The organism is Mangrovibrevibacter kandeliae, assembly GCF_024519155.1.
GTDB classification, from domain to species: Bacteria; Pseudomonadota; Alphaproteobacteria; order Rhizobiales; family Rhizobiaceae; genus Mangrovibrevibacter; species Mangrovibrevibacter kandeliae.
Genome location: NZ_JANIFJ010000003.1, coordinates 142,638 through 157,353 on the forward strand (window position 1 = coordinate 142,638; position 14,716 = coordinate 157,353).

Annotated in this window: 10 protein-coding genes and 1 pseudogene; 8 read left to right on the top strand and 3 right to left on the bottom strand. The window is 68.9% G+C overall.

Features of this window, described 5'->3' with window-relative positions:
- Positions 1-86: 86 nt before the first annotated feature.
- From rseP to NPA30_RS10325, 7 genes are all read left to right on the top strand, one after another.
- Entirely contained in the window at positions 87-1,226 is a 1,140-nt protein-coding gene (rseP, locus tag NPA30_RS10295; protein WP_256802585.1) for an RIP metalloprotease RseP, read from the top strand.
- 205 nt (positions 1,227-1,431) lie between these two features.
- Positions 1,432-3,921: an outer membrane protein assembly factor BamA gene (bamA, locus tag NPA30_RS10300; RefSeq protein ID WP_256802586.1), complete on the top strand. Its 2,490-nt coding sequence runs from the start codon at positions 1,432-1,434 to the stop codon at positions 3,919-3,921.
- Positions 3,922-3,966: 45 nt separating this feature from the next.
- Positions 3,967-5,043 (top strand): UDP-3-O-(3-hydroxymyristoyl)glucosamine N-acyltransferase, encoded by a 1,077-nt coding sequence (gene lpxD / locus NPA30_RS10305; RefSeq protein ID WP_256802587.1) that lies wholly within the window; start codon positions 3,967-3,969, stop codon positions 5,041-5,043.
- On the top strand, positions 5,018-5,485 hold the full coding sequence (gene fabZ, locus NPA30_RS10310) for a 3-hydroxyacyl-ACP dehydratase FabZ (protein ID WP_256802588.1): 468 nt from the start codon (positions 5,018-5,020) through the stop codon (positions 5,483-5,485). Before lpxD ends, fabZ begins: the two co-directional genes overlap by 26 nt.
- 4 nt (positions 5,486-5,489) lie before the next feature.
- The gene (gene lpxA, locus NPA30_RS10315; protein WP_256802589.1) at positions 5,490-6,293 is read left to right on the top strand and encodes an acyl-ACP--UDP-N-acetylglucosamine O-acyltransferase; all 804 of its coding nucleotides are present in this window, start codon (positions 5,490-5,492) and stop codon (positions 6,291-6,293) included.
- Between the two features lie 5 nt (positions 6,294-6,298).
- Positions 6,299-7,162 carry an LpxI family protein gene (locus NPA30_RS10320; protein WP_256802590.1) on the top strand — a complete coding sequence of 288 codons (864 nt, stop codon included), beginning with the start codon at positions 6,299-6,301 and terminating at the stop codon, positions 7,160-7,162.
- Positions 7,159-8,319 (top strand): lipid-A-disaccharide synthase, encoded by a 1,161-nt coding sequence (locus NPA30_RS10325; RefSeq protein WP_256802591.1) that lies wholly within the window; start codon positions 7,159-7,161, stop codon positions 8,317-8,319. The genes NPA30_RS10320 and NPA30_RS10325 overlap by 4 nt, the downstream gene beginning before the upstream one ends.
- A gap of 119 nt (positions 8,320-8,438) precedes the next feature.
- On the opposite strand, the gene gltA is transcribed toward NPA30_RS10325, so the two are convergent.
- Entirely contained in the window at positions 8,439-9,728 is a 1,290-nt protein-coding gene (gene gltA, locus NPA30_RS10330; RefSeq protein ID WP_256802592.1) for a citrate synthase, read from the bottom strand.
- 132 nt (positions 9,729-9,860) lie between these two features.
- On the bottom strand, positions 9,861-11,288 hold the full coding sequence (gltX, locus tag NPA30_RS10335) for a glutamate--tRNA ligase (protein WP_256802593.1): 1,428 nt from the start codon (positions 11,286-11,288) through the stop codon (positions 9,861-9,863).
- Between the two features lie 302 nt (positions 11,289-11,590).
- Between gltX and NPA30_RS19610 the strand changes: the two are divergent.
- A pseudogene (locus NPA30_RS19610) lies at positions 11,591-13,081 on the top strand (ComEC/Rec2 family competence protein); the annotation flags it as partial.
- 878 nt (positions 13,082-13,959) lie between these two features.
- Here the strand turns inward: NPA30_RS19610 and lexA are convergent.
- Positions 13,960-14,694, bottom strand: coding sequence for a transcriptional repressor LexA (lexA, locus tag NPA30_RS10345; protein WP_256802595.1), 735 nt, complete (start codon positions 14,692-14,694; stop codon positions 13,960-13,962).
- Positions 14,695-14,716 lie beyond the last annotated feature (22 nt).

The following is a 14,716-nucleotide window of genomic DNA, read 5'->3' on the forward strand; positions in this document are numbered from 1 at the left end:
GGGGCCCGCCGGTGGGGCGGTTGCGCCTGGATGCGGAATAGCCTAGCCGATGGTGTGCTGGGCGCTCTTGTGGAGATGAAGCGGCGATGGATTACGCGGCCGGAGTCGGACTGCTGTGGAACAGTCTGCTGATCAAGGTCGTGCCGTTCCTGTTCGTGCTGACGATCATCGTCTTCTTCCATGAGCTCGGCCACTTCATCATCGGTCGCCTGTGCGGCATCCGGGTCCTCGTCTTCTCTGTCGGGTTCGGGCCGGAGCTCGCCGGCTTCAACGATCGCCACGGGACGCGCTGGAAGCTCTGCGCCATTCCGCTCGGCGGCTACGTCAAGTTCCTCGGCGACGAGAACGCCGCCTCGATGCCCGACGCGAACGCGCTCGAACGCATGAGCGAGGCCGACCGGTCCGAGGCCTTTCCCGCCAAGAGCGTCGGCAAGCGTGCGGCAACGGTCGCGGCCGGACCGATCGCGAACTTCATCCTCGCCGCGGCGATCTTCGCCGGTACAGCCTATTTCAGCGGTCTCGTCGTCGGGGATCCGGTGGTGGCCGAAGTGCAGGCCGGCTCACCGGCGGAGGCCGCCGGATTTCGCCCGGGCGACCGCGTGATCTCGGCCGACGGCAACGAGATCGACTATTTCGGCGACCTTCAGCGCTACGTGTCGGTGCGGGCGGATACGCCGATCCGCATGACGGTGGAGCGCGACGGCAAGCCCCTGGACCTGACCGTGACCCCGCGCGAGACGACTCAGGCGGACGGCTTCGGCAACGATTACCGCACGGCGGTGATCGGTCTCGTGGCCAGCAACGACGGCTCGTCCTTCCGCGTCCACTACCTCGGCCCGCTCGAATCGCTGCGGTATGGCGTCGCGCAGTCGTGGTTCGTGGTCGCACGCACCGTCGACTTCATCGGCGAGATGTTCGCCGGCAAGCAGGACACCAAACAGATTGGCGGCTTCGTCAGCATCGCCCAGATCTCCAGCCAGGTCGCGACGCTCGGCTTCGCGCCCCTCCTGAATCTTGCGGCGCTGCTCTCGATTTCCATCGGGCTGTTGAATTTGTTGCCCATCCCGGTGCTCGACGGCGGCCATCTCCTGTTCTATGCCTTCGAAGCCGCCCGCGGGCGTCCGCTCAGCGAGCGCGTTCAGGAGATCGGTTTCCGGATCGGTCTCGCCTTGGTCGCGCTGCTCATGGTATTCGCTCTGTGGAACGACATTTCGCGCCTGACCTGATCGGGATCTCGGGTGGCGCGGACAAAGGGGGATTTGCAGTTCGTTAACCGTCTTTACAGACGGTCAGTGGCGTGTGGGCAACGGTTTTCCGATTCCTAAACCGGATGCCTCCACTTTGCTTGAACGCATTTGCAAAGCCAGTAAAAGGCAAAGTGCGCCCGTCGCCGGCACGCGACGGCAGCACGACGATGTAAGGGTTTCATCTATGGCGGCTGGATCTAAGCTTCTGCGCGCGGTGTCCGCGGTGGCCTTGTCCTCCACGATGCTCGGGGCCGTCGCGATCGGCACGCAGCTCGTGGGGCTGGGCGAGGCCTCGGCTGCCGTGGTCAGCGGCATCAGCGTCAAGGGCAATCAGCGCGTCGAGGATCAGACGATCCGCGACTTCATGTCGATCAAGCCGGGCGAGAACGTCAACGACGCCGGCATCGACGCGGCGGTGCGCCGGCTGTATTCCACCGGCCTCTTCTCCAACGTGCGCATCAGCCAGAACGGCGGCACTTTACTGGTGGAGGTGGACGAGAACCAGATCGTCAACCAGGTCCTCTTCCAGGGCAACAACAAGATCAAGGACGCCCAGCTCGAGGCGGCGGTGCAGACCCAGCCCCGCGGCGCCTATTCCGAGGCGACCGCGCAGGCCGACGTCGATGGCATCAAGGAAGCCTATTCGCGGATCGGTCGCAGCGATGCAGTCGTGTCGGTGCGCACGCAGCCGATCGAGGGCAACCGCGTCAACGTGATCTTCGACATCCAGGAAGGCGAGCGGACCAAGATCGGTCAGATCACCTTCGTCGGCAACAACGCCTTCGGCGACACCCGGCTCAAGCAGGTGATCCAGCTGCGCGAGTCGGGCATTCTGAGCTTCATCTCGCGCAACGACGTCTATGACGAGGACCGGTTGCGGGCCGACGAGGAGGCGCTCCGCCGCTTCTACTACAATCGCGGCTATGCGGACTTCCGCATCGTCTCGTCGGTCGCCGAGCTCGACGAGGCGCAGAACAAGTACTTCATCACCTTCACGGTCGACGAGGGCGAGCGCTACGCCTTCGGCAACGTCAACGTCGAGAGCACCATCCCGGGCATCGACGGCGAGGCGCTGCGCGGCGAGCTGAAGACGCAGGCAGGCGACGTCTACAGCGCCAAGAGCGTCGAGGACACGCTGGTCAATCTGACCAACCGCGTCGCAGCCAGCGGCTATGCCTTCGCGCAGGTGACCCCGCGCGGCAACCGCGACTTCACCAACCACACCATCTCGGTCGACTACGTGATCGACCAGGGACCGCGCGCCTACATCGAGCGCATCGACATCCGCGGCAACACCAAGACGCGCGACTACGTGATCCGCCGCGAGTTCGACGTCGCGGAGGGCGATGCCTTCAACCAGGTCCTGATCCAGCGCGCCAAGCAGCGGCTCGAGGATCTCGGCTTCTTCAACCGCGTCGCGGTCTCCACCGCGCCGGGCAACGAGCCCGACCGGGTGATCGTGATCGTCGACGTCGACGAGAAGTCGACGGGCGAGTTCTCGGTCGGCGGCGGCTACACCACGGGCGGCGACAGCTCCGGCCCGGTGGCGGAGGTCGGCGTCACGGAGCGCAACTTCCTCGGCCGCGGTCAGTTCGTGAAGGTTTCGGCCGGCTTCGGCTCGGGCACGCGCAACTACAACCTGTCCTTCACCGAGCCCTATTTCCTCGGGCGCCGTCTGGCGGCGGGATTCGACGTCTACCGCACGGAAAACACGTCCGGCGACTACGACGTGACGCGGACCGGCGGCGACGTGCGCCTCGCCGCGCCGATCACCGAGCAGCTCACCGCCCAGGTCGCCTACAACTTCAAGCAGGAGGTGTTCGGCGACGACAAGGGCATCGATTTGGAGGCCGACCTCGACGGTGACGGTCGCGCGGACGACGACGTCAACGATCCGAGCCGCCTGCCTCTGGTGCTCCCCTACAAGAGCACCTGCGACAACCCGGATCCTTCGGGCCTCTATCCGCGCCCGGCGCCGCGCTACACCAAGTCGGACATCATCAACGAGGCGATCTGCGACAGCCCCTACACGACGTCGTCGGTGTCCTACTCGCTGACCTACAACACGCTGGACAGCAACAAGGACCCGCGCGACGGTATCCTGATCCAGGGCGGACAGGAGTTCGCCGGCATCGGTGGCGATGCGAACTTCATCAAGTCGACGGCCAAGGCGAACTACTTCAAGCTCCTGTCCGAGGAGTACGACGTGGTGGGTCAGCTCAGCGCCGGTGCCGGCAACGTGTCCGCGCTCGGCGGCGACCTGCGGGTCTTCGACAACTTCTTCAAGGGTCAGGACATCGTCCGTGGCTTCAAGTCGAAGGGCATCGGCCCGCGGCAGAACAGCGTCGACGGCGACGCGGACGAGGCGGTCTCGATCGGCGGCACGAACTACGTGAACGCCTCGGCCGAGGCGACCTTCCCGCTGCCGGTGGTGTCGCGTGACTTCGGCTTCCGCGGCGCAGTCTTCGCCGATGCCGGCTCGGTCTGGGGGTCGGAGTTCGACGGTGAGCCGGGCGTGGTCGGAACGGACTTCTCCCTGCGTGCGTCGGCCGGTGTCGGCCTCATCTGGGCGTCGCCCTTCGGTCCGCTGCGCGTGAACTACGCGTATCCGATCGCCAAGGAGGACTTCGACCAGACGCAGGAATTCTCCTTCGGCTTCTCGACCCGCTTCTAACACGAAGAGCGCGGATCGCCGGTCAGGCGGCCGCGCGAGGCGACCATGACCGATACGGCATTCTTCGCGCGCGGCGAGGGACTTTCCCTCGCCGACCTCGCCACACTCTGCGGCGGGCGGTTGACCGTAGCGGATGCCGGCGCCGATCGGGTCACCGGGCTCGCGGCCTTGGGCACGGCGGGTCCGGACGACCTCAGCTTCTTCGACAGTGTCGGCTACACGCAGGATCTGGCGCAGACGCGGGCAGGGTGCGTGCTCCTGAGCGAGCGGTACCTGCCGCTGCTCGCGGCCGGGACGGTCGGTCTCGTCGTCTCCGATCCGTCCAATGCGTTCGCGGTCGCGGGGCAGGCGCTCTATCCCGGCGCTCTGCGCCCGACTCCGTCGACGGGCATCGAAGGCATCTCGCCTGCGGCCCATGTGGACCGGTCGGCCGTGCTGGAGGCGGATGTCACCGTCGAGGCGGGCGCGGTGATCGGTCCCGGCGTCGCGGTCGGCCGGGGCACCGTCGTCGGAGCCGGTGCGGTGATCGCTCAGGGGTGCCGCATCGGCCGGGACTGCCGGATCGGGCCGCAGGTGACCGTTACCTGTGCGTTGATCGGCAACGGCGTCATCCTGCATCCCGGCGTGCGGATCGGGCAGGATGGCTTCGGCTATGCCGCGGGACGCAAGGGCATCACCAAGATCGTCCAGATCGGTCGTGTCATCGTGCAGGACGGCGTCGAGATCGGAGCGAACAGCACGATCGACCGTGGCGGCGTCCGGGACACGGTGATCGGCGAGAACACCAAGATCGACAACCAGGTCCAGATTGGCCACAACGTGCGCATCGGGCGCAACTGCCTGATCGTGGCGCAGGTCGGCATCGCGGGAAGCGCGACGCTCGGCGACGGCGTCATGATCGGCGGCCAATCAGGCGTCAACGGACACGTCACCATCGGCGACGGCGCGCAGATCGCCGCCGTCAGCACGGTCGCCGGCGATGTTCCGCCTCGGGCACGCTGGGGCGGCACGCCGGCCCGGCCGGTCCGCGAGTGGCTGCGCGAGGTGACCTACTTGCGCGAACTGATGAAGACGAAGCGAGGTGCAGGGGAGGCGAATGAGCGAAGCGACGAAGACGCTTGAGAGCGTCGACATTCTGAAGATCCTCGAGCTCCTGCCGCATCGCTACCCATTTCTCATGGTCGACCGGATCCTGGAGATCGACGCCGATCGCAGCGCCGTCGGCATCAAGAACGTGACCGCCAACGAGCCGCATTTCCTCGGCCATTTTCCGTCGGCGCCGGTGATGCCGGGCGTCCTGATCATCGAGGGCATGGCCCAGACGGCGGGCGCGATCTGCACCCTGGCGACTGGCGGCGGCACGCCGCAGCTCGTCTACTTCATGACCATCGACGGTGCGAAGTTCCGCCGCCCCGTGGTGCCGGGCGACCGGCTCGAATACCACGTCCTGCAGGTGAAGAAGCGGGCCAACATCTGGAAGTTCGCCTGCGAGGCGAAGGTGGACGGGACCAAGGTCGCCGAAGCCACCGTCAGCGCCATGCTGGTGCCGCGCGAGGCCGCCTGAAATCATGACGAGCACCATCCATCCGTCCTCGATCATCGAGGACGGCGCCGTCATCGGCGACGACGTCGAGATCGGCCCCTTCTGCCACATCGGCCCGCAGGTCACCCTCGGAGCCGGCGCGCGCCTGCGGTCGCACGTCGTGATCGGCGGCAATACCAGCGTCGGCGCCAACGCGCGGATCTACCCCTTCGCCTCGCTCGGCCTCGCGCCGCAGCACCTGAAGTATCGCGGCGAGGACACGCGCCTGGTGATCGGCGCCAACTGCCTGATCCGCGAGTCGGTGACGATGAACGCCGGCACCGTGCAGGGGCGCTCGGAGACGACCGTCGGCGACAACTGCAGCTTCTTCACCGGCGCGCACGTGGCGCATGACTGCGTGCTCGGCTCCAACGTCACGCTGATCAACAACGTGATGCTCGCCGGACACTGCGTCGTCGGCGACTTCGCCACCATCGCCGGGGGCTCGGGCATCCATCAGTTCACCCGCGTCGGCCACCACGCCTATATCGGCGGTCTCGCGGCGGTCGAGGGCGACGTCATTCCGTTCGGCATGGTGCTTGGCAACCGCGCGTATCTCTCGGGCCTCAACGTCATCGGGATGAAGCGCGCGGGCTTCAGCCGCGACGCGATCCGCAACGTGCGCAAGGCCTACCGCATGCTGTTCTCCGACGATCTCACCTTCAAGGAGAACATGGAGGAGGTCGAGGCGGAATATCCCGAGGATCCGCTGGTGCAGGACCTGATGACCTTCATCCGCTCCGGCGGCGACCGCGCGCTCTGCTTCCCGCGGCCCGCGCGTCCGGCCTGATCCTCGTGGAGCGCTCGTCGCCGCGCGTGCTCGGCATCGTCGCCGGCGGCGGCGACCTGCCGCGCCTCGTCGCGCAAAGCGCCACCCTGAACGGCTGGGTCCCGCTGCTGGTGCGCGTCGGCGATGGCCTCCACCAGTCGCTCGACATCGACAGCATCGAGGTGCCCTGGGGCCGGGTCGGCGACGCGATCGAGACGCTGCGGGGCCGAGGCGTTCGGCATCTCGTCTTCTGTGGCACGATCTCGATCCGACCGGATTTCCGCTCGATCGTGCCCAGCCTGCGCACGCTCGCGCTGCTGCCGACCCTGTTCCGGGTGGTGCGCGGGGGCGACGACACGCTGCTGCGCGGCGCGGCGCGTGGCTTCGAGTCGCGCGGCTTCGAGGTTCTCGCGGTGCAGGACATCGCGCCCGAACTGCTCGTGCCGGCGGGGCCGCTGACCTCCCACCTTCCGGGCGGGCGCGAGACGGCGGCACTCGACCGCGCCTTCGCGGCCGCCGCACGGCTGGGGGCGCTCGACATCGGGCAGGCCGTCGTCGCCTCGCCCGATCGGGTGATTGCGCTCGAGGGCATCGAGGGGACGCAGGAGATGCTGGCGCGCGTTGCCGATCTGCGCCGGCGGGGACGGATCGGGCGCAAGGAGCCCTGCGTCCTCGTCAAGGCGCCGAAGCCGCAGCAGGACCATCGCTTCGATCTGCCGAGCATCGGTGCGGCGACCATCGAGCTCGCGGCCGAGGCCGGACTGGTCGGCATCGGTCTCGGAGCGGGCGCCGCGCTCGTCATCGGGCTCGACGACGTGCTGGCCGCCGCGGCGCGGCACGGGCTGTTCGTAATCGGGCGGGCGGCGGCTGGCGACGGGGATGCGGGATGAGGATCGCCTTCATCACCGGAGAGGAGTCCGGCGACCGGATCGGCGCCGACCTCATTCAGGCCCTGCGCGCACGCCTCGGCGACGATCTGGAGATCACCGGCCTCGGCGGCGACGCGATGCGCGAGGCCGGGCTGGCAAGCCTCTTTCCCATCGAGGAGCTGTCGATCATCGGGGTCGGTGCGATCCTGGCGCGCCTGCCGCAACTGGCGCGACGGCTGAACCAGGCGACGGCGCACGTCCTGCAAAGCGCGCCGGATGTCCTCGTGGTGATCGACAGCCCGACCTTCTCGCATCGCGTGGCGCGGCGGGTGCGGGCGCGGCGGCCGGGCCTGCCGATCGTCAACTACATCCCTCCGACGGTCTGGGCCTGGCGCCCGGAGCGGGCTGCCGCGATGCGCGGCTACATCGATCACGCGCTTTGCGCCTTCCCCTTCGAGCCGGAGGTTCTGCGGGCGCTCGGCGGACCTCCGGCGACCTATGTCGGCCATCCGCTGATGGGCGTGCCCGCGCTGCAGAGGATCATGGCGGCCTCCGACGAAGTGCCGGATCCCCGCTCGGCGGAACCGCCGCATCTCCTGCTGCTGCCGGGATCGCGCAGCGGCGAGATCGCGCGGCTGATCGACGACTTCGGTGCGACGCTCCAGCTGCTGGCGGAACGGCTCCCGGGCCTGCGGGCGACCCTGCCGACGCTGCCGCACCGGCTCGACAGGATCGAGGCGGCGATCTCGGGCTGGGCGGTGAAGCCGACGGTGGTGACCGGCGAGGCGGCGAAGTGGGAAGCGTTCGGATCGGCCGATGCCGCGCTCGCCGCCTCGGGCACCGTGTCGCTGGAACTCGCGCTCGCCGGCGTGCCGATGGCGCTCGCCTACCGGCTCGATGCGGTCAGCTACCGATTGCGGCATCTGATGACCGGCTGGACGGCCGCGCTGCCGAACTTCATCGCCGGCCATCCGCTCGTCCCCGAGCACTTTCACGAGTTCGTCCGGGCCGAGCATCTGGCCCGCCGGATGCAGCGGCTGTTGACCGATACGCCGGAACGACGGGCGCAACTGGCCGGCTTCGGGGAGATCCGCGAGGCGATGCGGGTGACGCGCCCGGCGGGTGACACCGCGGCCGATGTCATTCTCGACCTTGCCCGGTGCGGGCGGCGCGGCTGAACAAACGCGAGCACGCGAACGAGCTCGAGGGCTCGCCGCACAAGCTCCGCAAGCGCGGAAACAAAAACGGGCGCCGAGGCGCCCGTTCCGAAGAGCTTGACGATTTCAGCCGTCAGCCGTCAGCCGCGCTCGCCGAGCGGGACGTAATCGCGCTGCGCCGCGCCGGTGTAGAGCTGGCGCGGACGGCCGATGCGCTGATGCGGATCCTCGATCATCTCCTTCCACTGCGCGATCCAGCCGACGGTGCGCGCGACGGCGAAGAGCACGGTGAACATGGCGGTCGGGAAGCCGAGCGCCTTCAGCGTGATGCCGGAGTAGAAGTCGACGTTCGGATAGAGCTTCTTCTCGATGAAGTACTCGTCGTTCAGCGCGATGTGCTCGAGCTCCATCGCCACCTCGAGCAGCGGATCGTCCTTGATGCCGAGCGTCTCGAGCACCTCGTGGCAGGTCTGCTGCATGATCTTGGCGCGGGGATCGTAGTTCTTGTAGACCCGGTGGCCGAAGCCCATCAGGCGGAACGGATCGTTGCGATCCTTGGCGCGGTTGATGAATTCGGGGATCCTGTCCTTGCTGCCGATCTCCGACAGCATGTTGAGCGCCGCCTCGTTGGCGCCGCCATGCGCCGGGCCCCAGAGGCAGGCGATGCCAGCGGCGATGCAGGCGAAGGGATTGGCGCCGGACGAGCCCGCGAGGCGGACCGTGGACGTCGAGGCGTTCTGCTCGTGATCGGCGTGGAGGATGAAGATCCGATCCATCGCCCGGGCGAGCACCGGGTTGATCTGGTAGGGCTCGCACGGCACGGCGAAGCACATGTGCAGGAAGTTTTCCGCGTAGGAGAGGTCGTTGCGCGGATAAACGAAGGGCTGGCCGATGTGGTACTTGTAGGCCATCGCCGCGATCGTCGGCATCTTGGCGATCATGCGCAGCGAGGCGACCATGCGCTGGTGCGGATCGGTGATGTCGGTCGAGTCATGGTAGAAGGCCGACAGCGCGCCGACCGTGCCGACCATGACGGCCATCGGGTGAGCGTCGCGACGGTAGCCGGTGAAGAAGCGGCTCATCTGCTCGTGCACCATCGTGTGGTGCGTCACGCGGTGGACGAAATCGGCCTTCTCACGCTCGGACGGCAGCTCGCCGTAGAGCAGGAGATAGCAGGTCTCCAGGAAGTCGCCGCGCTCGGCCAGCTGGTCGATCGGATAGCCGCGATGCAGCAGCACGCCTTCGTCGCCATCGATATAGGTGATCTTCGACTCGCAGGATGCCGTCGAAGAAAAGCCCGGATCGTAGGTGAAGACGCCCGTGTCCTTGTAGAGCGTGCCGATCTCGACGACGTCCGGACCGATGGTGCCCTTTCGGATCGGGAGATCGGCAGCCTTTTCGCCGAGTGCCATTTTGGCCGGTGTCGTCATGCGAAGTTCCTTTCCCGAAGCCGCGCAACGACCGTTGCGCAGTGCACAAGCAGTTTCAGGACCTCTGCCTACTCCAAAGCACCGGAGCTCACAAGTTGAGCGGCGGCCCGCGCCGAGGGGGGCTGCTCGACCTCAGGACTGGGCGACCTGATCGTGCAGCCGGGCCAGGGCCTCGTCGCGGCCGAGCACGGCGAGGACGTCGAAGACGCCGGGTGAGGTGGTTCTGCCGGTGAGCGCAGCACGCAGGGGCTGTGCCGCCTTGCCGAGCTTCAGGCCGGCGCCGTCGGCATACGTCCGCACCGCGGCCTCGACGCTGCCTGCCGTCCACTCATCGAGTGCCCCCAGACCCGGCAGCAGCGCGGCGACGGTGGCGCGCCCGCCATCGGCGAGGATGGCCTCGGCCTTCTCGTCGATTGCGAGCGGGCGCTCGGCGAACAGGAACGCGGCGCCCTCGGTGAGCTCGACCAGCGTCTTGGCGCGCTCCTTGAGGCCGGGCATCGCGGCGGCGAGCTGGCGGCGGACCTCCTCCTCGGGCCGGCGCTTCAGGATCTCGCCGTTCGGCAGGTGGTCGCGTTCGACCATCAGCATGTCGACGAGCGCACCGTCCTCCGTCTGGCGGATCCAGTGACCGTTCACCGCCTCGAGCTTGGCGAAGTCGAAGCGCGCCGCGCCCTTGTTGATCGCCGGCAGGTCGAACCAGGCGATCATGTCGTCGGTGCCGATGATCTCCTCGTCGCCGTGCGCCCAGCCGAGGCGGACGAGGTAGTTGCGCAGTGCGACTGGCAGGTAGCCCATCGCGCGGTACGCCTCCACGCCCAGCGCGCCGTGCCGCTTCGACAGCTTCGCCCCGTCCGGTCCGTGAATGAGCGGAATGTGCGACATCACCGGCACGTCCCACCCCATCGCCTGGTAGATCAGCGTCTGGCGCCCGGCATTGGTGAGGTGGTCGTCGCCGCGGATGATGTGGGTGACGCCCATGTCGTGATCGTCGACGACGACCGCGTGCATGTAGGTCGGCGTGCCGTCCGAGCGCAGCAGCACGAAGTCGTCGAGATCCTTGTTGGGGAAGCGGACCTCGCCCTGCACCTGATCGTGGACCACCGTCTCGCCGTCGAGCGGCGCCTTCAGGCGGATCACCGGGTCGACGCCGGCGGGCGCCTCGGAGGGATCGCGGTCGCGCCAGCGCCCGTCGTAGCGGGGCGGGCGCTTCTCTGCCTTCGCCGTCTCGCGCATCGCCTCGAGCTCGGCCGGGGTGGCATAGCAGCGATAGGCCTTGCCCGCGGCGAGGAGCGCCTCGGCGACCTCGCGGTGGCGCGCGGCGCGCGCGAACTGCGAGATCGGCGGCGCATCCGCTTCGAGTCCAAGCCAGGCAAGGCCGTCGATGATTGCCGTCACCGCGGCATCGGTCGAGCGCTCGCGGTCGGTGTCCTCGATGCGCAGGAGCATCGTTCCACCGGTGTGGCGGGCATAGAGCCAGTTGAACAGCGCCGTGCGTGCGCCGCCGATGTGGAGGAAGCCTGTGGGCGAGGGCGCGAAGCGCGTCACCACGGGTGCGGTCATGGCGGTGTCCGATCGATCTCTTGAGCTGGTTTTTCTGTCGGATTTGTCGCGCGGCTGTGTAGCATAGGGCCTGCGGGAGACAAGCCGGCGGGGCGCGGATGAGCGCGGTGCACGGATCGGAGGCGGCGGGCAACAGCGAGCGGCAGCGGTCGGCGCCGGGCGGCCGTGTCCGCTCCCGCCTCGGCGCGGCCGTCGCCGCCCTGCGCATGGAGCCGGAGACGGGCGGTCTCGGCGGATGGCTCGCGCGGCAGGCGGCGATCGAAGCCGGCGCGCGCACCGGCTTCTACGTCCTGCCGTTCGGGATGATCCTCGGGATCGTCTTCGTCGACGGTGCCGGCCTGCGCATCCCGCCCGCCGCCGCGGCCTTTGCGGCCGCGCTTTGCCTCGTAGCCGCCTGGCGGCTGCAGGATCGCCGGCTCGCGCGGTTGCCGATCCTGGGGCTGGGGGCGCTGGCGTTCGGCGTCGCCCTTGCGCAGATCGAACTGCGCCGCGACGCCGAGGTCATCTTTTCCGGCGAGGCGACCGTGCGGATCAGCGGCCTCGTCCTGTGGCGAGACAGCGACGATCGCGGCCGACAACGCTACCTCCTGCGGATCGACGCGACCGAGCGGCCGCAGCTGTCGCGCCCGCCCCGCACCGCGCGGATCGTCGTCACGAGCCGGCATGTGCCCGTGCCGGTCGGTCACATCTATCAGGGCCTCGTGCGGCTGCGTGCGCCCTCCGGACCGGCCTACCCCGGCGGCCACGACTTCGCCTTCGCCCCTCTCTTCGAAGGCCCGGGCGCCTACGGCTTCGGCCTCGGCCCGCCCGATGCGGACGCGGCACTGTCGGCAGGAGAACCGCCAGACGTGGCGACGGCGGTGGGCCTCTGGCTGACGAGGGTGCGGCTTGCGATCAGCGACCGGGTGCGCAGCGTCATCGGCGGCCCCGAGGGCGCGGTCGCATCCGCGCTGATCACCGGCGAGCGCAGCGGCATTCCCGAGCCCGTCAACGAATGGCTGAGAGCGACGGGGCTCGCGCATGTCCTCTCGATCTCGGGCTTCCACATGGCGCTGGTCGCCGGCTTCGCCATGCTGATCGCGCGGGGTGCGCTCGCCGCCATTCCCGGCCTGGCGCTGACGGCGAACGTGAAGAAGTGGGCCGCGGCCATCGCCTTCCTCGTCGCCACCCTCTACCTCCTCATCTCGGGCGGCGACGTCGCGACGCAGCGCAGCTACGTCATGCTCGCCATCATGCTCCTCGCGATCCTCGCCGACCGGGATGCGCTGACACTGCGCAACGTCGCGCTTGCTGGCATGGCGGTGCTCCTGATCGCGCCGCACGGCGCGATGACCGCGAGCTTCCAGATGTCCTTTGCCGCGACCGCGGCGCTCGTCGGCTTCTACGGCGCGGCCTCGCGCTGGTGGGCGCGGCGGAGGGCAGGGCGCGCCAGGTCACACACCGGCACCCTGCGCACGGTGGTGCTGTTCCTCACCGGGCTCGCGCTCTCCTCGCTCATCGCCGGCACGGCAACCGCGCCCTTCGCCGCCTATCACTTCCAGCGCCTGGCGCCTTACGGCCTTGTGGCGAATGTTCTGGTGATGCCGATCTTCAGCCTCTGGATCATGCCGCTGGCGCTTCTGGCGGTGCTGGTGATGCCGTTCGGGCTCGACTGGCCGCTGCTCTGGCTGATGGGCGAGGGGCTTTCGGTGGTCTTCGACGTCACGCGGTATCTCGCCGTGCACTTGCCCAACGCGACGACCGGGCTGCTGACGACGACCGGCCTCACGCTCCTGACCCTTGCGCTGTGCGTCGGCGCGTTCCTCTCCAGCGCGCTTCGCTGGATCGCGGTGCCGATCGCGCTCGCGGGTCTCCTGCTCGCCCCCGACCGGCAGGAGCGGCCCGAACTCCTGGTGTTCGAGGATGGCCGGGAGGTCGCCCTGCTCGACGTCGCCGGCCGTCTTCAGCCGCTGCGCGAGCGGCCGGGACAGTTCGTGATGGCCCAGTGGGAAAGAGCCTTTCCGCCGGCCCCCGACGAGCGTGCCGCACCGGACGAAGCAGATGCTTCGGCCGATCCCGAAACCTCGGCCGAGGACCCACCCGAGCCGATCATGGACGGCCTCGACGGCCCTGGATCCGGTTCGTCGCGAAGCTCGGCCGCACCATCTGCGCCGGCGAGCCCGGCCGCGCTCCGACCGAAGCCGACCCGGCCGGAGGCGCACCCCCGAGGCGCCACCAGACGCCCGGCCGTCACGCCGCCGCCCTCCGCCTTCATGTGCCGCGACGGGCTCTGCCGGGCGACCAGCCGCGGCGGCCTCAAGGTCGTCTGGACTGAGGACTACACGCTGCTTGGCCGGGCCTGCGACGAGGCGGACGTCGTCATCGTCGCACGGGCCGCGCGCACGACGACGTGCCGCTCCGGCGCCATGCTGGCGACCCTGCGCACCCTCCGGCGCAGCGGTTCGCTCGCCATCCGACGCTCGCCGGTCACCGGCCGCGCCGAAGCCGAGACGTCGGTCGATCCCGTAAGCCAGCCCTGGAATGCGCACCGGCTGGAACGCTGGCCCGAGTTCTGGCGCAAGCCGGACGACGCCAACCCGGCGCCCGCTGCCTCACCGAGGTCAGCACCTGCGTCCCGAGAGGCTCCCCCCGCCGCGGACGGGGCCGCTGGCGGTCCGCAGGACGACAGCGTTCAGTAGCGGCGGATCAGACCGACCAGCCGGCCCTGCAGCCGCACCCGATCGGCGCTGAAGATGCGCGTCTCGTAGGCCGGGTTGGCCGCCTCGAGCGCGATGGTGTTGCCGCGCCGGCGGAAGCGCTTCAGCGTCGCCTCCTCATCATCCACGAGCGCCACGACGATCTGGCCCTGGTCGGCGGTGTCGCCGCGCCGGATCACCACCGTGTCCCCGTCGAGGATGCCCGCCTCGACCATCGAATCGCCGCGCACCTCCAGAGCGTAGTGCTCGCCGCCGCCGAGCATGTCCGGCGGCACCGGCAGCGTGTGCGTCTGATGCTGGATCGCCGAGATCGGCACGCCCGCCGCTATCCGGCCCATGACCGGAATCGCCACCGCGCCGCCGGCCTCCACGTCCGCAGCCGAACGCTTCGGCTCCGCCCGGGCCGGCTCGGCCGCCGGCTCCGGCTTGACCCCGCGGCTGCCCTCGATGACGCTCGGCGTGAAGCCGGCCCGTCCCTTCGGCGCCTGGTTCATCGAGTCGGGCAGACGCAGCACCTCGAGCGCCCGCGCCCGGTTCGGCAGGCGGCGAATGAAGCCGCGCTCCTCCAGCGCAGTGATCAGCCGGTGGATGCCCGACTTCGACTTCAGGTCGAGCGCATCCTTCATCTCCTCGAAGGAGGGAGGCACGCCGGCTTCCTTCAGCCGTTCGTTGATGAACAGCAGGAGATCGTGCTGTTTGCGCGTGAGCATGCCGCGACTCGCTCCTCAAACA

Bases quoted from the DNA above. Each gene is read 5' to 3' on its own strand.
- rseP (WP_256802585.1), top strand. From the start codon at position 87: ATGGATTACGCGGCCGGAGTCGGACTGCTGTGGAACAGTCTGCTGATC.
- bamA (WP_256802586.1), top strand. From the start codon at position 1,432: ATGGCGGCTGGATCTAAGCTTCTGCGCGCGGTGTCCGCGGTGGCCTTG.
- lpxD (WP_256802587.1), top strand. From the start codon at position 3,967: ATGACCGATACGGCATTCTTCGCGCGCGGCGAGGGACTTTCCCTCGCC.
- fabZ (WP_256802588.1), top strand. From the start codon at position 5,018: ATGAGCGAAGCGACGAAGACGCTTGAGAGCGTCGACATTCTGAAGATC.
- lpxA (WP_256802589.1), top strand. From the start codon at position 5,490: ATGACGAGCACCATCCATCCGTCCTCGATCATCGAGGACGGCGCCGTC.
- NPA30_RS10325 (WP_256802591.1), top strand. From the start codon at position 7,159: ATGAGGATCGCCTTCATCACCGGAGAGGAGTCCGGCGACCGGATCGGC.
- gltA (WP_256802592.1), bottom strand. From the start codon at position 9,728: ATGACGACACCGGCCAAAATGGCACTCGGCGAAAAGGCTGCCGATCTC.
- gltX (WP_256802593.1), bottom strand. From the start codon at position 11,288: ATGACCGCACCCGTGGTGACGCGCTTCGCGCCCTCGCCCACAGGCTTC.
- lexA (WP_256802595.1), bottom strand. From the start codon at position 14,694: ATGCTCACGCGCAAACAGCACGATCTCCTGCTGTTCATCAACGAACGG.